This window comes from Phocaeicola sp. GP0067 (assembly GCF_031119655.1).
In the GTDB taxonomy this organism is placed as follows: domain Bacteria; phylum Bacteroidota; class Bacteroidia; order Bacteroidales; family Bacteroidaceae; genus Phocaeicola; species Phocaeicola vulgatus.
This window is the reverse complement of the sequence record NZ_JAVHZY010000047.1, coordinates 1-18,222: the sequence shown is the minus strand read 5'-3', so window position 1 is coordinate 18,222 and position 18,222 is coordinate 1. Positions and strand designations below refer to the sequence as shown.

Sequence of the window (18,222 nt, the reverse complement as noted above, 5' to 3'; positions counted from 1 at the left end):
AACGTCACATCGGCTACGCGGTCTCCAATATGTATTTCCATACTTTTGCTTAATTAAATGAAGAATCAGATTCTCAACACTCCTTTCTGCAAGCCGAACTCACGCCAACGGCTGATGGGACGGGCATCAGACAGCTGGGGACTCTTGTTCTCTTCCAGATTCATCAGATAGTCAATATAAGAGGCGATCATGGCCATGTTTTCAATCTCCTCATTGTTGCCGTTGCCACGGAGCAGCATACGGGAGTTCTTCTCTATAAATAAGGTATTATACTCACCCTTCACAAAGTCGGGGGTATGCATAATGCGTTTCAGATAACTGAGGTTGGTCTTCAAGCCCGTAATCTTGTACTCGTAAAGCACACGGCGCATACGCTCTATGGCATACTGGCGGGTTGTGGCCCACACGATCAACTTGCCTATCATCGGGTCGTAAAAGACAGGAATCTCGTACCCTTCGTACACGTAGCTGTCAATGCGTACGCCGATGCCGTTAGGCTCCGTCAGCTGTTTGATAATACCCGGCGAAGGCATGAAGTTGTTCTCCGTGTCTTCCGCACAGATACGACATTCGATGGCATGACCGCGCTGATACAGCTCTTCCTGTTTCAAATGCAGCACTTCATCATTGGCAATGCGGATCTGCTCTTTCACCAAGTCCACGCCCACCACTTCTTCGGTAATGGGATGCTCCACCTGGAGACGGGTATTCATCTCCAGAAAATAGAAATTGCGGTTCTTGTCCACCAGAAACTCGATAGTCCCGGCTCCCGAATAGTTCACTGCCCTGGCAGCAGCCACCGCCTTTTCCCCCATCTCCTGACGGAGTTCCGGAGTAAGGAACGGAGACGGGCTCTCCTCTACAATCTTTTGGTTGCGACGCTGAACAGAACACTCGCGGTCAAACAGATGGATTACATTGCCATGATTGTCACCCAGTATTTGAAATTCTATATGATGGGGTTCCTCCACAAATTTTTCCAGATAAACCGTATCATCCCCGAAAGAAGACATGGACTCGGAACGGGCGGTGTTATATGCCTCCACCACTTCATCTTCACTGTGTATCAGCCTCATCCCTTTACCGCCGCCTCCCATAGAAGCCTTCAACATGACAGGATAGCCTATTTCATTACAGATACGTACCGCCTCTTCGGCACTTTGCAACGGCTGTTCCGTACCGGGGACCACGGGAACACCTGCGGCAATCATACGCTTACGGGCGGCAATCTTGTCACCCATCGCTTCCATCGTCTCGGCGGCAGGGCCGATAAAGATGATCCCCTCCTCTTTGCACCGGCGGGCAAAATCAGCATTCTCGGACAAAAAACCATAACCGGGATGAATGGCATCGGCATGATGTTGCCTTGCAGCTTTAATGATATTATCTATATTCAGATAACTTTCTTTGGAAGCGGCAGGCCCTATCAGACAGGCTTCGTCTGCATACATCACATGACGCGCCGTACGGTCGGCTTCCGAGAAAACAGCCACAGTGCGGATACCCATCTCTTTGCAAGAGCGCATAACGCGCACGGCTATCTCGCCACGGTTGGCAATTAGAACCTTTTGTATCATAATCTTTCTCTTTTTACCCGAAATGTCACACAAAATTACAGATGCATTCATTATACATGAACACATCTTACATGGGTGGCATCTCTCATTAGTATTGATTATTTAACGAAAACTCCCTGTTTTTTAGAAGTGGGAGCCATAATTGGCTGCAAAGATACTTGTTTTTTGCACAAAAACTACAAATGTGTGTCTAAATAATGTTTCAATACATTAGCATGATTTCGCTCCTGTTCTTTCGAAGCGTAAAGTAATGTTACTTTCGAATAAGCTTTTATCTTATCAATGAACGCTTTAGCGGCATCCGATTCTTTCAATTCTTTTTGATACATATCTGCAAAAGCCCCCCATCTTTTTTCTATATCCGCATGAAACCATTTCCTTAAATCATTGGATGGAGTGACCTCTTTTGCCCAATAATCGTATTTCAAATATTCCCGCTTCATGCCACGGGGCCACAGGCGGTCTACCAAAACACGATAGCCGTCTTGTTCAGAAGGTTCATCATAAACCCTCTTGATGTTTACTTGAGTCATAGTTGGTTATTTTAATTTAGGTACAAGCTTATAACTCCATATAACCCTAAAAAGTTCATTCCGGACAGTGGTTTCAGGATAACAGCAACTCGTAATCCACTACATCCAACCATCGTCCGAATTTCAGTCCTACCTTCTTAAAATGGGAAACTTTTTTAAATCCCAGCCTCAAATGCAAAGCATCACTGACAGCATTTCCCTCTGTGACACAGGCTATCAGTGCACGATACCCGTCCCTACGACATTCTTCAATCAATCTTTCCATCAACTCCCTGCCTATGCCCTTCCCCTCGTATCCGGGAGCTAAATAGACCGTTGTTTCCAACGTATGCCTGTAAGCAGCCCTCTCCTTCCACAAATGGGCATAACAATAACCCACTACTTTCCCTTCTTCCTCATACACAAAATAGGGAAAACGGACGGCAATTCCGGCAATACGGTTACGCATATCCTCCTCTCTCAAAGGTTCCGTTTCAAATGTAGCCACACTGTGCCCGACATATTCATTGTATATCGTTGTGATGGCTTTGGCATCCTGAAGTTCCACTCGTCTAATCATAATGTCATATCTATTATTAAAACGTAAGCAAGATATAAAAAAATAATCAGTTATCTGGAGAATAATCACTATATTTACAGCCGATTCTAATTTCAGCTATAAAAATGACAGAAATAGTAGAAGTAAAAGACTTTATCCCAGCCTACACCGATGCAGTACAAAAACTGCTGGAGCAGCTCACAAACCGCCCGGTAAAACTGACCGGGACAACCCTCAGAGAGATCATATCCCAAGAAAACACCCATCTGTTTTTCTTACTGGCTGATCAGGAAATTGCGGGAATGCTGACTGTAGGCATCTATCACAGCCCCACAGGCGGCAAAGCGTGGATTGAAGATGTGGTAGTGGATGAAAAATACCGGGGACAAGGACTCAGCAAACAGCTGGTCACCCACGCTGTCCGGTTTGTGAAGGAACAAGGCATACCTCTTATTATGCTTACTTCAAACCCCACACGGATAGCAGCCAACAAGCTATATCAAAAATTAGGCTTCGAACAAAAGCAGACCAATGTGTACAGAATGAATTTAGAATAACCCATTCCTATTTCAATATGATAACAATCAGACATTCATTGCCCAAAGATTTGGATGCAATTATAGAAATATTCCACTATGCCCGTCAGTTCATGAAAGAGCATGGCAACCCCAACCAATGGATAAACGGTTATCCTTCCGTTGAATTGATTCTGCGAGAAATAACCAACGGAACCAACTATGTTTGCGAAAATGAAAACGGAGAAATAATAGGCACATTCTGTTTTATTCCCGGAGAGGACCCCACGTATGCCCGCATTGATGACGGCAACTGGCTGAACAACGAACCATATTACGTCATTCACCGCATGGCTACCAACGGCAAACAGAAGGGAGTAGCTGACGCCTGCCTCAAATGGTGTTTCGAACATTGCAACAATATCCGGGTAGATACCCACCACGACAACCTTGTGATGCAGAATATCCTGAAAAAGTACGGTTTCCGGCGTTGTGGCATCATTTATACCCACAATGGCACATCCCGCATCGCTTACCAGCGGACATTAACCGAAAAAGAGTTATCTTTGCCGACCGAATAAACAAGAAAAAGAAACATGAAGATTCTCTGGATAGACCTGAACAGTTCATATGCCCATTCCTCATTGGCACTGCCAGCCCTACATGCACAAATCATGACAGACCCTTCTATAGAATGGGAAATCGTATCTGCCACCATCAACGAAAATACAGGAATGATTGTCGATGAGATCTACCGCCACCGACCCGACATCCTTGCCGCAACCACCTGGCTTTTCAACCATGAGCAACTGATGCATGTCGCTTCCAGAGTAAAAGCATTGCTCCCCGAAGCCTGCCTGGTGCTGGGCGGTCCGGAATTTCTGGGAGACAATGAAGAGTTCCTCCGCAAAAATCCATTTGTGGATTGTGTTTTCAGAGGAGAAGGAGAAGAAGTCTTTCCACAATGGTTGACCTGCTGGAACCATCCGGAACAATGGCACACCGTGCCCGGACTCTGTTACCTCACTCCTAACAAAGAATATAAAGACAACGGCATAGCCCGCGTACTGAATTTCGCCGGACTCGTCCCGCCAGAACAAAGCCGTTTCTTTAACTGGAGCAAGCCCTTTGTCCAACTGGAAACAACACGCGGATGTTTCAACACCTGCGCCTTCTGTGTCAGCGGCGGTGAAAAACCGGTACGCACCCTTTCCATCGAAAGCATCCGCGAAAGGCTACAACTCATCCATGCACATGGCATCAAAAATGTACGCGTATTAGACCGTACTTTTAATTACAACCCTCGAAGAGCCAAAGAACTACTCCGGCTCTTTCTGGAATTCCATCCCGATATCCGCTTCCATCTGGAAATACATCCCGCCCTGTTGTCAGAAGAGCTGAAAGAAGAACTCAGCCTGCTGCCCAAAGGACTGCTTCATCTGGAAGCCGGCATCCAGAGCCTGCGCGAACCTGTACTTGAGAAAAGCCGCCGGATGGGCAAACTATCTGATGCACTGGATGGTCTGAGATTCCTATGCGCCTTGCCCAACATGGAAACCCACGCCGACCTTATTGCCGGCCTGCCTCTTTATCACCTTCATGAGATATTTGAAGATGTCCGTACCCTTGCCGGATATGCTGCGGGAGAAATCCAACTGGAGTCACTCAAGCTGCTTCCCGGAACCGAAATGCGCCGGAGGGCGGAAGAGTTAGGAATCAAATATTCCCCTCTGCCGCCATACGAAGTGCTACAAACCCACGAGATCAGTGTCAGTGAATTGCAGACAGCCCGCCAACTTTCACGCTTGTTGGACGGATTTTACAACACACCGGCATGGCAGACACTGACACGTGAACTCATTTTGAATGACAAACAATTCCTCCATCGTTTTCTTGCATATTTAACAAAAGTCAATCTGATAGACCAGCCCATGAGTCTGGAGAAACGAGGCTTGATACTGTATGAGTTCTGCAAACAAAACTACCCCGAATACCAGATACAGGCTACTATTGCCTGGATAGAAGCAGGCATGTCACTGAAAAAACTCCCTGCCGAGAAAGTATGGACCAAACGACAAATCCCTCCTGCCACTTGGAATATCATTTATGGAGAATACAAAGAAAGCCTTCGTCTGTGTTTCCTTCCTGCCGATGAAAAGGGGGAACATGGCTACTGGTTCGGCTTTGAGTCGGAGATACAAAAAGCAAGTCCTGTATTCAAGGCAAGAACGTAAAACGTTACTACATCAGGAGAAGCTGTTGGTTTCAAAAAGTAATGCTCGATTTTGATTTAGTATTACTTTATAGAAGTGAAGCCAAGCGGCTGAAAGAGCCCAACAAGAGTAATCCGGATAAGAACCAAAGGAAAAGGTGATTTCGTCTTATGTAAAACATAAAATTCTTCTATCACACCATCTCTCTCATTACCAGCGATTTACCGTGTAAAAACATCCATAATGTCCCTGAATCGGTATGTAGGCAATGGAGATGGAAACATTCGCCCATTATTTGTATAAGAGCCGCAGATATCAGATTGGATCTGACAGGACATGCCGTGCTTTCATTTAATTTAATAGGATGTCATTGCGTTAACTTCCAATATATACTGTTGCCTCACCTATGTGAAGCAGTGATTCCACTTTAGTGACAACGGATATTCACACAGATGAAAAGCCCTTTTCACCCAAGTGAAATATCGGGTACAAGCCATAGAAATCATAGGATAACAAAAGTATTTATTTCCCTTATTATCAACTATTTGCATATTTCCTATATTCTCCATTTTTCCCTATTTTGCCCGTTTCCTATTATTCAGTACGTTTTTAGTACACTTTGAAATCTCATTTTCTTTTGTACCTTTGTAATATCAGGAAATAAAAGAAAATCAACTATTTAGTATAATTACCTGGCTACAGTACCTAAATCGGGATAAAACCTCTAAACAATGGGAAAAGTTAAGACGAAGTTTACGACAGTCAGAGGAGGAGCCAAGAAAAAATAGAGGGCTCAGAATATAAACTAAAAAGTACAGACCATTTTTATTATGGTCTGTACTTTTTATAACTTTGCAATACTAAATCAGAACATCAATTATGCAACAAAATATTATAAGCAATTTCTTTCGCCCTATAAATACGGACATACAAATACCAGATAGCGAGTATGCAAAAACCGATGTATGTATTGTCATGGCTGATGCTTTGGCCCGCAATACCAATCATAGCCTATATATCATAGACTATCACCGCAAGAATTTCCTTTACGTATCGTCCAACCCGCTTTTTCTCTGCGGTCATTCACCGGAAGAAGTGCAACAAAAAGGTTATGCTTTCTACTTTGAGGTTGTTCCGTCTGACGAGATAAACCGTCTTATGGAAATCAACGAAGCTGGATTCCGGTTCTACTATGACCAGCCTATAGAAAAAAGGCTTGACTTGTCTATCGAATATAACTTTCATATCCACACATCAGAAAAGCATCCGCACCTTATCCACCACAAACTAACACCCGTTTTGCTAAGTGGCAAGGGAGATATATGGCTGGCTCTATGTACAGTTTCACTTTCACCGGAGAAAAACATCGGAGATGTAGTCATATCAGACCATACATGTACTGACCACTATATCTATTCATTCGAGGGCAGACGATGGAGAAAACAGCCGGAACTAATTCTTTCCGACCGTGAAAAAGAGATTCTCCAGCTCTCCGTCAAAGGACTGTCGAACACTGAGATTGGAGAAACTCTCTTTATTGATGCCAATACCGTCAAGTTTCACAAGAAGAAAATCTTCGAGAAACTACACGCAGAAAACATCACTGAGGCCGTGGGTATCGCAGCCAATCTGAGGTTGATTTAGGAACACAATGTAGAACTTTGGCAAAGTAGCTATAGGAGGATGTGAGAATATGTATTCCTCCATTTTCTTCCGTCCAAGTTCGATGACCTTTTCATCGTTACATCTGTTCATCTTTTCTTTATCAATAAAGGCAATATGCCAGAAGACCAGATAACCGATTACATACCTTTCGATGGTAACTTCTATCGGTTCGTCCGGACGCTTCATGGATTGAAGGCCGTTGCGGACGTCCTTGTCGATGATGCCCACAACTGCCCATGAGAGATTTATATAGGAAATTGATGCTGTCATAATTTACATACGGTTTATTGTATCCTGTCCTGCTCCCGTACCTTTATACTTGCTTTTGGCTGCATTAAACTTGTAGCGCACTGTAAGACTGAACGAGCGTGTATCACTCCAAGACAAATCCTTCATTTGTGCACTCTCCATATAAAGAAGTGCTTCCTGCTTACAACCTAACAACAAGTCATTTGCACGCGCTTCTATACTTAGGGCATCATTAAAAAGGGATTTGCGTAAGCCTATGTTCAAAGTATATTGTGGACGTTTAAGGGTGATATTCTGAACCTGACCACGACTTTGATAATTAAAATCAGCAGAGAGAAGGAATCCTGCAGGAAGAGTAAAAGTATTGTTTAAGGAACCTACAAAAAGTGGATTGTTATAGGTCCTTCTCTGACCGGCGGCATCCAACGAGAACCACTGCTTCATCACAATTGCGCTGGCATTAAGATTCCATATACCAATAGTAGGCGAAGCTGCCAGCATTACTGTCAGACTCGGTAAACGGTCGTGATTGATATAGTTTATTAAAGTAGTAGCCGACTGATTTTCCACCTGTGTTCCCCAATAAAGGATATAGTCCCGAACCACTTTGTAGCTTACCATTGCCTGAAAGAACCGCCATACACCAACAGCGGTTATATCATGCGTAACACTTGGTTTTAGGAGTGGATTTCCCGTTTGCCATGTAAACCTATTGGCATAAGTGATATTATTTCTTAACTGACTGTAGTTGGGACGCTGTGTTTTTGCAGCATAGCTGACTTGGAATTGTACTTTCCCCAATTGCCCGTTCACAGAAATATTTGGAAAGATATTATCATATACACGGCTTTGTCCGGGTACAAATGTAGCATTTTCAAAATAATCAAAATCCACATGCTCATATCGCAAGCCAATGTTTGCCTGACCGAATGGTAAAGGATGGCTGTACTGTGCATAGCCGGCAAGATTCTGTTCACGGATGCGGGTATAGGTTGTAGGTACATATCCTTCCTGATTTACATAATCATCATGCCGGTTGGTATAGGTATATTCTCCTCCCACAGAGATACTTCCTCCCCATAAGGGATGAGTGTATGAAACTTTGGTGGCAGTAAGTTGATTTTCCACCCTGTTATCAGAAGTGACAGTACGGTCTTCATGGTCCTGACTATTCTCCATATTAATGGTATATTGCGTGTATGTATTGCTGTAATAGCCTGCATCCCAGGTAAGTTCTCCTTTGCCTATTTGTCCTGCATAGTAAATATTAAGCTGATGTTCCGGTTGTGATTTTGCATCGGCAGCAATGGTACTATATAAAATATCGTAAGGCAATCCATCTGCCTGAATCTCGCTATCGAAGGCGGTAAACATATCTGTATGCAGGGCATTGCTCAAATCATAACGTACACCTATGGAATGATACTCATTAAAATCATAATTGAATCCGATGCGTCCGTCTATACTGCGAGAATCGGTATTAGAGTGCTGATAATTCTTTTGCGTCCATATGGTATCGGTAAAGGCCGTTTGCTCCAGAATATCGTTTTGCAAGGAGGTAGTTTTATCAAAACGGACCATAGCGAAAACATCAAGACCGTTATGCCGATAGTTTACATCGGCTTGCTCTACAAAGTCTGAATTTTGAGATTGATCATAGGAACTTCGCAAACTCACTCCAAATCCATCTCCTTGTCGTTTGACAGTACGGATACGAACAACTGCCCCTACCGTTGCATCATAACGGGCACCGGGATTACGAACAACTTCTACGCTTTTAATTTCCTCCGATGTCAGTTGGTCCAGTTCAGCGATATCACGTAATTTTCTACCGTTGATATAGATAAGCGGTGAACCTTTACCCAACACCTCAAATCCATCAGCCTTTTTTTGTAAACCGGGTATATGCGCCAATACATCTTCAGCTGTTCCGGCTTTCGAGAGAACTGTACCCTGCACATTGGTTTCCAGAGCATCATTCTTTATGCGTGTCACAGGCAAATTGGCTTTTACTACCACTTCTCCAAGCATCCGTGCATCCGATACGAGCTGCACGATACCCATATTGGCAGGAGTAGTCGGTTTATACACTGTCTTATATCCGATAGAGGATATTTTCACTATCTGGTTTACCGATGTAGCTTCCAGCTTAAACAAACCATCTTCACCACTGATGGTTCCACTTACAAATGCCGAATCCGGCAGAAACAGCAGCACCACATTGGCATATGGCAACGGATGGTTACTTTCATCTACAAGTTTCCCCTTCACGGTTTGTGCCGACACTCTCATCGGCAGCAACATGCTCACGACAAGCATGACCAAATACATTTTCATCTTTTTCATTGATATATCCTATTGGCACACTTTGAATTTGCTTTTCTTTCCATTTATCCGGAGCGTCACTTGGGGATTTGAGAATTGCGTGACATGAGGAAATGTGAGTGTGACAGTGGCCACCCCCTTTTTTACTGTTACTTCTACGGATGTTGCCGGATATTCTTTTTCACTCCATGATGACGGAATGAGTTTTACATCAGAAACCGTGTATTTGTCTTTGGCTTGATTGTCCGTGAAAACGATGGTTACTTTGTTGTCGTAATTGTTGAAACCTTGACAACGTGGCTTTGCATTAACTGTCAAACCTATGACAGTCAAGAAAATTACTGTTACAATATAAAATACATTTTTCATTGTACGATGTTTTTTTGATTTCTGCAGCAAAGTTCCACACTTCCGAAGACTTCTCCACTACCCTGTAGAGTAGTTTTGATTACAGGAGCTAAAAAAGAGGAGATATAATACATATAAAGAAGGGAGTGAATAGGTTTACCCATAGTAAAGACTAAACCTGTAGTTGATTTTTGGAACGTAAAAAAAGGTATAAACCCAATGCTTGATTTACACCCTTGCAGGCGGAAGGACAGGTATGCCGTCGTTCCTTTTACCTCAAAAGACGAATATCAGATTTCCCATATCGACCCGATTCCCGTTTTATTCATTTACCGTTTCTATCGTATCGCTGCGCCTTTACCACCATATATATTGAACCGATGATTGGTATGAGCGTTGTCGACACAACTGACACCGCTTTTTCGTTTACTGACCTTGCAACCATTACGAAATATGACACAATCATAAGCACAGCAATCACGCAAAGCGAGCGACACATGAAGTTAGACAGTCCTTTGACATCCACATTCTTTTTTTGCTCAGCAGTCATTGTGTTATAGCCCGCTATGAGGTTGGGATATTTCCTTACGAGCATTCCCAATACAAACAGAACAGCTGCTATTATCAACACTGGTGTCTCCATTTATATGATACTTAAAACATAAAACTGAACACTTTCTTTTGCGAAACTTTAAACCTTTCAATCTCCAAAGAAAGCGATTTCTTCAACTGCCCTGCCATAAACGACAAAAACGGCTGGTTGGTTTCTTCGTCCTGACATTGTTCAAACTAATACATCACCAGAAACTTGCTTCCAAAAACAAGAAAATATTACGGCTGAACACCTTCCTTGAAAAGGCATTCAGTTGGTTCCCGTTACACAAACAAAGAGGCACTAAGAACAGAAAAGCCGTGTTATGCCATCGAATTTACCAAAGATATGGTAAATAGTCTTTTGAAAAAAGAAAGCTATCAGATGCAGCGGAAAACTTTATCCCGAAGAACATAGACGAAAATTTGAAATCAAGAATGACATTTTCAAAGTGGGAAAAAGTCCGGTTGATGATAATAAATTAGTGCTTACAGTAAACAGGCAACCAATAGGCGAATGGTTTAAGGAGCAGTGAGAGAAATTAAGGCAAGGTTTGCGACAGTCTGCGGAAGAGCTAAGAAAGAAGCAGAGGATTCAAGTTATAATTCCGTTCTATATATACAAAAATCAATTAAATAGCCGAATTTTGTATTCGGATAGAGACAACTCTTTCCAAGACATAAAAGAAAAGAAGAAACGTTATGTTTATTTTATAAGTGAAAACGTAGGAAATTTTCAGACTGATACAAGAGACATCATAGTGGTTCTGACGCATATAGCGTGGACGACTATTGCTACATATGCTTCAAAGGTTTCCTACGACCTTCACTTAAACGTGACATAGGTGGCTCACGTTTTTTAAGAATTCCTTGGATACATCCCCAATTACAGTAAGATAAAAATACAATTCTGATTGCTAATAAGTTCTACTTTTATTATTTTTGTGATGTATTATCTCATCTAATAAATCATTTGAATCTATGAAGCAACAGCTTATAACCACATTACTTGCATTATGTATTACATTTCCACTGAATATCTTTCCTCAAAGCAACCTTCCAAGTAAAAAAGAACGCATATATTCGTTATCTATGATTTGGAAAGAACTTGAATATAATTTTGCTTTTCCATCTTATTTTCAAAAGCACAGATTAGACAGCCTGTACTTAAATTATTTGCCTAAAATAGAAAATGTAAAAGATGAATATGAATATTACCGCATCCTTTCTTCTTTTATGGCAAATATGAACGAAGCCCATACACGTATCATCCCCCCTCAAAAGCTGCCTTATGATATGCCCCCTATCATAACATCAAACATCGGGGAACACATTTACGTAAAAAACATAGATAAAAAATTGCTGAAATCAATACCTATAAAAAGCGAAATAACCGCAGTAAATGGAATACCAGTAATGGATTTTCTAAAAGATTCGGTTTACCAATATATAGGTGCATCCACTGCGCATTGGAAATTCGACAAAGCTGTAACTGAAATGTTATACGGTAAAATTAATTCCAAAGTTCATCTTTCAATAAAAACGCCGAAAGGTAAAAGAAAGGATATTGAACTTACACGCAATTATTTACAGAACAAAAAGGAATTCATAATGGCTGACACAGCCTACAGTGTTCCGATAACAATCAAATACCTGAAAAACAACATTGTATATATACACTTATCAACTTGTGCTGGAAATAAAGTTGGAGAAATCCAACAAATCTTTTATCGAAATCTACCAAAGCTATTGAAATGCAAAGGGCTTATTGTTGATGTCAGAGGAAACCGGGGAGGAACTGACCAAGCTTGGTATTTACTGGCGTATTGTTCAATGCCCGGAAAAGATTTTCGAAATAAAGGGAAATGGGTAACCAGAAAACATATAGCTTCGTATAAAGGGTATGGCTCAACAGACAAAACGTTTGAAGAATACTTTAAGGGACTAGCAATGGAAGAAATTTATTATCCACCTTACAAAAACGGAGTTCCTGACTCTTTAAAGCTAACCCAACCTATGGCTATTTTGTCTGGACAATATGTTGGCTCTGCAGCTGAAGACTTTGTGCAACTAATGAAAGAAAACAATCGTGCCGTTATTGTTGGAGAACCAACTATTGGCTGTATAGGGGAACCTATGTTCATCGATTTACCTTATGGATATAAAGCTATGATAAGCGCAAAGGCTTATATTACAAACGAAGGCTCACAACTCAATGACACTGGAATATTACCAGACATAGAAGTGAAATCGGATTTCATTGATTTTTTGAGAGGAAAAGACAATCAACTTAACATGGCTATTGATATAATCACAACCAAAGTAGTAAACCTTAAATAATACAAAAACACCCAGCTTTACATTATTGGATATAAAACTGAGTATCTATTTTGTAATCTACTGATTTTCAGCATTTATCACAGAGATACAGGTTTTCACACTTCTAAAACATAAAACTGAACACTTTCTTTTGCGAAGCTTTAAACCTTTCAATCTCCAAAGAAAGCGATTTCTTCAACTGCCCTGCCATAAACGACAAAAACGGCCGGTTGGTTTCTTCGTCCTGACATTGGCGTAGAGAAAGGATATATTCTTCCCTATCCTCTTTGAATATCTTAGTAGGAAAAAGGTGATAACAAAACTGGATGTAGTTCATCAGTAATCGAGCCGTTCTTCCGTCGCCGTCCACCCACGGATGAATAGTTACTAAATTAAGGTGAGCATTAAAGCTCAATTCGTATTGTTCCCGAAATGTTCCCATTTTCTTTTGCTTCTTTTGCAGAATCGCACAAAGTTCATCCACCTTAACAGGAACTTTCAGATAGTTCATGTAAGAATGTCCGCCAACATCAGCCGTAACACCACATAAGCGAAATTCTCCTTTGGAAGAATCGAAAGACCCTTGCAAAGATATTACCTGCAAAGTGGATAGTCAGATGCTTCGGAAAGATGTGCTTTCGCCCAAAGAAGTACAAAAGCTGATGGCTTGTCATTATGACAACGAAAACCCTACAGTCAGACAAGCGTTTATCTTTTGCCTATATTGCGGTCTGCGCTTCTGCAATGTAAAAGATCTTACTTTTAAAAATGTGGATTATGCTAACCGATTATTGAAGTTCGAGCAAAGCAAGGCCAAGGGACATTCTGCCAGTAGTGGTGTGGTTATTCCTTTGAATGACGGCCTATTGTCTATCATTGGTGAAGTTCCGACAGATAAGAACTGTTTGATATTCGATTTGTCTACATACGAAAGCTGCTGTAAATCAGTAAAGCGTTGGGTAAAGAGAGCGGGGATAGACAAACATATAAGCTGGCATTGTGCTCGGCATTCGTTTGCCGTGAACATTTTGAACAATGGGGCAAATATCAAAACCGTAGCCAGCCTTTTAGGGCATAGTGGATTGAAGCATACGGAGAAATACACCCGTGCGGTGGATAAATTGAAAGAGGAAGCTATAAACAGCTTACCCGAATTAAAGTTTTAATCATAAAAGACTTATCTTTGTAACTATGAACTTTGAAGCATTAGTAAAACATATCAGCACGATACAGAACACGTTGCAGGCACAAGCCGCACATGCTGTAAACCTTGCCCTTACTTCCCGTAACTGGCTTATGGGTTGCTATATCGTGGAGTTCGAACAGAACGGAGAAGACCGTGCCGCCTACGGTGAACAATTGTTGAAAAAGCTGGAACAACGGCTAAAAACAAAAGGTCTGAATGAACGAAGATTCCGAGAGTTTAGACGGTTATATCTTGTTTATCCACAGCTAAAAGAGTCTGTCACACAATATATTGCATCACAAATCCAAATTCGGCAGTCATTGACCGCCGAATTCACTGAACCAATTCGGCGGTTGGTGACCGCCGGATCTGAAAATGGCGTTTGGAAGCTATCAACAAAATACCCACAAACCGAAACATGGATGATTCCAGCTGATAGATTATTCAACAGATTATCTTCCACCCATTTAAATACTATATCAGGAATTGAGAACCCGATAAAACGTGCTTTCTATGAAATGGAAACTATTCGTGGATGCTGGTCTGTAAAAGAGTTAGAGCGGCAAATCGCATCTTTATATTACGAACGTAGCGGACTATCCAAAAACAAAGAAGCCCTCTCCGCTTTAGTCCAGCAACAAGTAACCTTATTGCAACCCAAAGATGTTATCAACACTCCTGTTACTTTAGAGTTCTTAGGATTGAATGAACGTGCATTAGTGACGGAAAACGATTTGGAACAATCCATTCTTGATAACCTGCAACACTTCCTGTTGGAAATGGGACATGGTTTCTGCTTTGAAGCCCGGCAAAAACGTATCTTGATTGATGAAGATTATTTCTTTGCCGACCTCGTATTCTATCACCGCATTTTGAAGTGCCATATCATTGTGGAATTGAAGATAGACAAATTTCGCCATGAATACGCCTCGCAACTAAATATGTACCTTAACTACTTTAAAGCGGAAGTAATGCAGCCGGACGATAATCCACCTATCGGTATTCTACTTTGTACGGAAAAGGGAGATACATTAGTAAAGTATGCCACTGCCGGATTAGATCCGAATATCTTCGTACAGAAGTACATGATAGAACTTCCAACCGAGGAAGAAATAAAAGAGTTCATTTCTTCCTCAAACTATTAAGGATAAATCAAGACTGAAAAAGATTGCTAGAAATTGGTTTAGTTCGTTTTGGCTATATAGACAAAGGGATAAACTAAACATAGTTTAGCACCACCTATTTCTTTTGCCTATATCACATATCCACATCGTGGTTCTCTTTTCATCCCACCTTGCTAAAAATAGTCAAATTCCTTTTTAAACTATGAATGCAACAATATTATCCCTTTCTGTTTTATTATTTTTGTAGAAAGAGCAAAGACATTGATAATGGATAATATAATAAGAAAGATACAAGAACTCTATCCTGTTTCGGATGATTCATTGCATCTGCTAAAGTACTGTTTTAAACAACAGACTTTTCCGGCTAAAACTATCATCATACAAGCTGGTCGTTTTGACAATCAAGTCTATTTCATAGAAAAAGGAATAACACGTTCATATATCCTGCATAATGGAAAAGAAATAACAACATGGTTTTCTATGGAAGGCGATGCGACTTGTGGTTCATGGGATTTATATCGACACAAAGCAGGATTTGAATATGTAGAAACCTTAGAAGAAACTTTAACCTACTCCATTTCTATAGACAAGTTGAATGATTTATATAAATCCCGTATTGACATTGCCAATTGGATGAGAGTGTTACAGCAAGAAAATTTTCTACTTTTACAGGACATTCATATTTCCCGGCTGAACTTGTCTGCCCAAGAACGTTATGAAAAGTTGATAAAAGAATATCCCAGCATTTTCCACCGAGTGACTTTAGGACATATTGCCTCTTTTTTAGGAATAACACAACCTTCTCTTAGCAGAATCCGGTCAAGCCGATGATTTTTTAACATAGGACAAAAATAAAGAATTTCATTTTCCATACCTTTGTAAATCAATATAACGATACTAACATTCACTATATGAATAAAACAGTACAACCACAATGGCTTGAATGGGCAAAAGAACTACAATTCATTGCCCAAGGGGGATTGACATACTCCAAAGATGTATTTGATATAGAACGCTTTGAACGCATTAGAGAAATTGCAGCAGAAATGCTTAGTCTGCAAAGTGAAATACCCATAGAAAAAGTAAAGAATCTGTTTTGCAATGAAACAGGATTTCAAACTCCTAAATTAGATACACGAGCTGCTATATTCAAAGATGATAAAATACTGCTTGTGAAAGAGAAAAATGGAACTTGGTCTTTACCCGGTGGTTGGGTCGATATAAATCAGAGTATCAAGACTAATACAGAAAAAGAAGTAAAAGAAGAAGCAGGATTAAATGTAAAAGCTATCCGGATAATAGCTATACAAGATAGAAATTTGCATAATATTCCCCTCTATGCCTACAATGTTTGTAAAGTTTTTGTTCTTTGTGAGATTGAAAGCGGATATTTCCGACCCAATATTGAAACGGATGAGAGTGCTTATTTCGGATTGAAAGAATTACCTATTCTTGCAAAAGAGAAAAATAACGAAGAACAAATAAAAATGTGCTTTTCAGCTTACTACGATAGAAACTGGCAAGTATTATTTGACTAATAAATCAAACACATGAAATATAAACATATCGTATTCGACATAGACGGTACATTGATAGATACGGAATATGCAGTCATCAACTCTTTAATAAAAACAATTACAGAAATAACAGGACGCACACCTCAATATGAAAGTCTGAAATTTGCTTTAGGCATTACCGGAAGAAATGCGTTGGAATTACTCAAAATACCTGACATAGAAGATGCATTGAAACGATGGGATAGGAATATGAAATTGCTCCAGCACACTATTCAACCTTTTCAAGGTATCAAAGAATGCTTGCAATCCCTTTTATCAAGAGGCTATATTTTAGGCATTGTAACCTCCAAAACATATCAAGAATATTATTCTGATTTTGAGCCATTAGGGTTAGCGGACTATTTTTCCACAATTGTATGTGCCGATGATACTGATGAACATAAGCCCCAAGCAGCACCCTTAGTAGCATATTTGGCTAAAGCCCATGTAAGCCCCGAAAACGCTCTCTATATTGGTGATAGTATTTATGATATTCAATGTGCCAACAATGCCGGTGTTGATTCCGGATTGGTTTTATGGAGCAATAATGTATCTAATCCTATACGTGCAGACTATTATTTTAAGACACCCAATGATATAAGTAAAATTCTATAAAAGACGAACTAACTAATTATGAAATTAAAAATATTAATAGATGAAAGCATTATTACAACAGAGTTTTTTTCGATTACTATCGGAATACTCACAGCGCAAAGTTTCTGCATCTGAACTAACAAAAGCTGTTGAAGAATTAGCTATCCATGTAGCCAATTTCAGTATTAACGAGCAAGATTATAGTGTATTACTCCGCTATTTTTCTTTTGGTTTATATCGTCTTAAGTCATACCGTGTACGGTTTGAGCAAGAAAAAAATGCCCTATTTGCATCTAATTGATGAAGCGATAGGACTTTTAAACACAGAAATACGCCTTATTGAATGGCGCATCAAATACCCGGAACAACTCAAACAGCGGATTGAAAAACAAAGCCTTTCCAATAACCGCTTTCCCACAAAAAATCGGGAATATCCATATCCAATACAATGTTACGCACGACACGGTATTTTTGTTGGATGGCTACAATATTTTCAGTCACACGGAAAATTTCTTGCCGCAAATAATCCTTTAGCTGAACTTGCGTCAAATATTCACGTTTTAAAAATAGTGCATCTACTTTAGTTTTATAGTCATGAACTATACAACTATCTAATATCTTCTGTATTTCTCTGAAATTGTTTTCCATATGATTTTCCATAATCGTGCGCCTTTAAACGTTCTTACTACAAATATAAGGTAAGAATCTCACTTTTCCCGAAAACATCGGCAATAATAAGGTAGATAAAGATAGGATAAGCGTTAAGAAATCATAAAGATATGGGGAAGAAAACTATTAAAGTACACCTTTTCTTGGGTCAATGTAAAAAGCTGAGGGGTAAATTTATAAATTGTTATCTTTGTTTCCAAATTCATAGCTTATGGAGTTA

The 18,222-nt window shown here is 40.4% G+C and carries 18 protein-coding genes and 5 pseudogenes; 13 read left to right on the top strand and 10 right to left on the bottom strand.

Translation table 11 applies throughout. The features are described 5' to 3' along the window. Window positions 1–65: 65 nt before the first annotated feature. From accC to RE317_RS20540, 3 genes are all read right to left on the bottom strand, one after another. Window positions 66–1,577 (bottom strand): acetyl-CoA carboxylase biotin carboxylase subunit, encoded by a 1,512-nt coding sequence (gene accC, locus RE317_RS20550; protein WP_005849536.1) that lies wholly within the window; start codon window positions 1,575–1,577, stop codon window positions 66–68. Between the two features lie 176 nt (window positions 1,578–1,753). Beyond that, window positions 1,754–2,110: a DUF488 domain-containing protein gene (locus tag RE317_RS20545; RefSeq protein ID WP_011965195.1), complete on the bottom strand. Its 357-nt coding sequence runs from the start codon at window positions 2,108–2,110 to the stop codon at window positions 1,754–1,756. A 73-nt stretch (window positions 2,111–2,183) separates the two neighbouring features. After that, window positions 2,184–2,669: a GNAT family N-acetyltransferase gene (locus RE317_RS20540; protein ID WP_117678020.1), complete on the bottom strand. Its 486-nt coding sequence runs from the start codon at window positions 2,667–2,669 to the stop codon at window positions 2,184–2,186. Window positions 2,670–2,773: 104 nt separating this feature from the next. On the opposite strand from RE317_RS20540, the gene RE317_RS20535 reads away from it, so the two are divergent. From RE317_RS20535 to RE317_RS20520, 4 genes are all read left to right on the top strand, one after another. Continuing rightward, window positions 2,774–3,205 (top strand): GNAT family N-acetyltransferase, encoded by a 432-nt coding sequence (locus tag RE317_RS20535; RefSeq protein ID WP_008668335.1) that lies wholly within the window; start codon window positions 2,774–2,776, stop codon window positions 3,203–3,205. A gap of 17 nt (window positions 3,206–3,222) precedes the next feature. Continuing rightward, complete coding sequence (locus RE317_RS20530) at window positions 3,223–3,744, top strand: GNAT family N-acetyltransferase (protein ID WP_008668336.1); 522 nt, start codon at window positions 3,223–3,225, stop codon at window positions 3,742–3,744. 15 nt (window positions 3,745–3,759) lie between these two features. Further along, window positions 3,760–5,397, top strand: a complete 1,638-nt coding sequence (locus RE317_RS20525) for a B12-binding domain-containing radical SAM protein (RefSeq protein ID WP_008668337.1) — start codon at window positions 3,760–3,762, stop codon at window positions 5,395–5,397. Window positions 5,398–6,255: 858 nt separating this feature from the next. Continuing rightward, a complete protein-coding gene (locus RE317_RS20520; protein ID WP_005845430.1) occupies window positions 6,256–7,020 on the top strand; it encodes a helix-turn-helix transcriptional regulator in 765 nt (254 codons plus the stop codon). On the opposite strand, the gene RE317_RS20515 is transcribed toward RE317_RS20520, so the two are convergent. The 3 genes from RE317_RS20515 to RE317_RS20505 are packed head-to-tail and all read right to left on the bottom strand — an operon-like array spanning window position 6,961 to window position 9,984. Continuing rightward, window positions 6,961–7,311, bottom strand: a complete 351-nt coding sequence (locus tag RE317_RS20515; protein WP_005849545.1) for a hypothetical protein — start codon at window positions 7,309–7,311, stop codon at window positions 6,961–6,963. The genes RE317_RS20520 and RE317_RS20515 overlap by 60 nt on opposite strands. A gap of 3 nt (window positions 7,312–7,314) precedes the next feature. Beyond that, window positions 7,315–9,636 (bottom strand): outer membrane beta-barrel protein, encoded by a 2,322-nt coding sequence (locus RE317_RS20510; RefSeq protein WP_229532175.1) that lies wholly within the window; start codon window positions 9,634–9,636, stop codon window positions 7,315–7,317. Window positions 9,637–9,645: 9 nt separating this feature from the next. Further along, a complete protein-coding gene (locus tag RE317_RS20505) occupies window positions 9,646–9,984 on the bottom strand; it encodes a hypothetical protein (RefSeq protein WP_005849549.1) in 339 nt (112 codons plus the stop codon). Window positions 9,985–10,182: 198 nt separating this feature from the next. Here RE317_RS20505 and RE317_RS20500 point away from each other — a divergent pair, with 198 nt between their 5' ends. Beyond that, window positions 10,183–10,347: a hypothetical protein gene (locus tag RE317_RS20500; protein WP_005849551.1), complete on the top strand. Its 165-nt coding sequence runs from the start codon at window positions 10,183–10,185 to the stop codon at window positions 10,345–10,347. On the opposite strand, the gene RE317_RS20495 is transcribed toward RE317_RS20500, so the two are convergent. Together RE317_RS20495 and RE317_RS20490 are read right to left on the bottom strand one after the other, a co-directional pair. Continuing rightward, on the bottom strand, window positions 10,289–10,558 hold the full coding sequence (locus RE317_RS20495) for a DUF3784 domain-containing protein (protein WP_229035953.1): 270 nt from the start codon (window positions 10,556–10,558) through the stop codon (window positions 10,289–10,291). The two genes, RE317_RS20500 and RE317_RS20495, sit on opposite strands and share 59 nt — an antisense overlap. 59 nt (window positions 10,559–10,617) lie before the next feature. Then, window positions 10,618–10,746: pseudogene (locus RE317_RS20490) on the bottom strand (cell filamentation protein Fic); the annotation flags it as partial. 9 nt (window positions 10,747–10,755) lie between these two features. On the opposite strand from RE317_RS20490, the pseudogene RE317_RS20485 reads away from it, so the two are divergent. Continuing rightward, window positions 10,756–11,160: pseudogene (locus tag RE317_RS20485) on the top strand (mobilization protein); the annotation flags it as partial. 375 nt (window positions 11,161–11,535) lie between these two features. Then, the gene (locus tag RE317_RS20480) at window positions 11,536–12,894 is read left to right on the top strand and encodes a S41 family peptidase (RefSeq protein ID WP_008668343.1); all 1,359 of its coding nucleotides are present in this window, start codon (window positions 11,536–11,538) and stop codon (window positions 12,892–12,894) included. 103 nt (window positions 12,895–12,997) lie between these two features. Here RE317_RS20480 and RE317_RS20475 read toward each other — a convergent pair. Continuing rightward, window positions 12,998–13,462: pseudogene (locus RE317_RS20475) on the bottom strand (Fic family protein); the annotation flags it as partial. Here RE317_RS20475 and RE317_RS20470 point away from each other — a divergent pair. The 6 genes and pseudogenes from RE317_RS20470 to RE317_RS20445 all read left to right on the top strand — a co-directional run. Next, a pseudogene (locus RE317_RS20470) lies at window positions 13,449–14,039 on the top strand (site-specific integrase); the annotation flags it as partial. The pseudogenes RE317_RS20475 and RE317_RS20470 sit on opposite strands and share 14 nt — an antisense overlap. A gap of 25 nt (window positions 14,040–14,064) precedes the next feature. Next, entirely contained in the window at window positions 14,065–15,204 is a 1,140-nt protein-coding gene (locus RE317_RS20465; RefSeq protein WP_005845420.1) for a YhcG family protein, read from the top strand. A 246-nt stretch (window positions 15,205–15,450) separates the two neighbouring features. Continuing rightward, window positions 15,451–16,014, top strand: a complete 564-nt coding sequence (locus tag RE317_RS20460; protein WP_004323784.1) for a Crp/Fnr family transcriptional regulator — start codon at window positions 15,451–15,453, stop codon at window positions 16,012–16,014. 80 nt (window positions 16,015–16,094) lie between these two features. After that, window positions 16,095–16,721 carry an NUDIX hydrolase gene (locus RE317_RS20455; RefSeq protein ID WP_008668435.1) on the top strand — a complete coding sequence of 209 codons (627 nt, stop codon included), beginning with the start codon at window positions 16,095–16,097 and terminating at the stop codon, window positions 16,719–16,721. A gap of 12 nt (window positions 16,722–16,733) precedes the next feature. Beyond that, complete coding sequence (locus RE317_RS20450; RefSeq protein WP_005849563.1) at window positions 16,734–17,354, top strand: HAD family hydrolase; 621 nt, start codon at window positions 16,734–16,736, stop codon at window positions 17,352–17,354. Between the two features lie 40 nt (window positions 17,355–17,394). Then, entirely contained in the window at window positions 17,395–17,634 is a 240-nt protein-coding gene (locus RE317_RS20445) for a hypothetical protein (RefSeq protein ID WP_004323787.1), read from the top strand. 95 nt (window positions 17,635–17,729) lie between these two features. On the opposite strand, the pseudogene RE317_RS20440 reads toward RE317_RS20445, so the two are convergent. Further along, window positions 17,730–17,993, bottom strand: a pseudogene (locus RE317_RS20440) (hypothetical protein); the annotation flags it as partial. Window positions 17,994–18,222: the final 229 nt, after the last annotated feature.

Bases quoted from the DNA above. Each gene is read 5' to 3' on its own strand.
- accC (WP_005849536.1), bottom strand. From the start codon at position 1,577: ATGATACAAAAGGTTCTAATTGCCAACCGTGGCGAGATAGCCGTGCGC.
- RE317_RS20545 (WP_011965195.1), bottom strand. From the start codon at position 2,110: ATGACTCAAGTAAACATCAAGAGGGTTTATGATGAACCTTCTGAACAA.
- RE317_RS20540 (WP_117678020.1), bottom strand. From the start codon at position 2,669: ATGATTAGACGAGTGGAACTTCAGGATGCCAAAGCCATCACAACGATA.
- RE317_RS20535 (WP_008668335.1), top strand. From the start codon at position 2,774: ATGACAGAAATAGTAGAAGTAAAAGACTTTATCCCAGCCTACACCGAT.
- RE317_RS20530 (WP_008668336.1), top strand. From the start codon at position 3,223: ATGATAACAATCAGACATTCATTGCCCAAAGATTTGGATGCAATTATA.
- RE317_RS20525 (WP_008668337.1), top strand. From the start codon at position 3,760: ATGAAGATTCTCTGGATAGACCTGAACAGTTCATATGCCCATTCCTCA.
- RE317_RS20520 (WP_005845430.1), top strand. From the start codon at position 6,256: ATGCAACAAAATATTATAAGCAATTTCTTTCGCCCTATAAATACGGAC.
- RE317_RS20515 (WP_005849545.1), bottom strand. From the start codon at position 7,311: ATGACAGCATCAATTTCCTATATAAATCTCTCATGGGCAGTTGTGGGC.
- RE317_RS20510 (WP_229532175.1), bottom strand. From the start codon at position 9,636: ATGAAAAAGATGAAAATGTATTTGGTCATGCTTGTCGTGAGCATGTTG.
- RE317_RS20505 (WP_005849549.1), bottom strand. From the start codon at position 9,984: ATGAAAAATGTATTTTATATTGTAACAGTAATTTTCTTGACTGTCATA.
- RE317_RS20500 (WP_005849551.1), top strand. From the start codon at position 10,183: ATGCTTGATTTACACCCTTGCAGGCGGAAGGACAGGTATGCCGTCGTT.
- RE317_RS20495 (WP_229035953.1), bottom strand. From the start codon at position 10,558: ATGCTCGTAAGGAAATATCCCAACCTCATAGCGGGCTATAACACAATG.
- RE317_RS20480 (WP_008668343.1), top strand. From the start codon at position 11,536: ATGAAGCAACAGCTTATAACCACATTACTTGCATTATGTATTACATTT.
- RE317_RS20465 (WP_005845420.1), top strand. From the start codon at position 14,065: ATGAACTTTGAAGCATTAGTAAAACATATCAGCACGATACAGAACACG.
- RE317_RS20460 (WP_004323784.1), top strand. From the start codon at position 15,451: ATGGATAATATAATAAGAAAGATACAAGAACTCTATCCTGTTTCGGAT.
- RE317_RS20455 (WP_008668435.1), top strand. From the start codon at position 16,095: ATGAATAAAACAGTACAACCACAATGGCTTGAATGGGCAAAAGAACTA.
- RE317_RS20450 (WP_005849563.1), top strand. From the start codon at position 16,734: ATGAAATATAAACATATCGTATTCGACATAGACGGTACATTGATAGAT.
- RE317_RS20445 (WP_004323787.1), top strand. From the start codon at position 17,395: ATGAAAGCATTATTACAACAGAGTTTTTTTCGATTACTATCGGAATAC.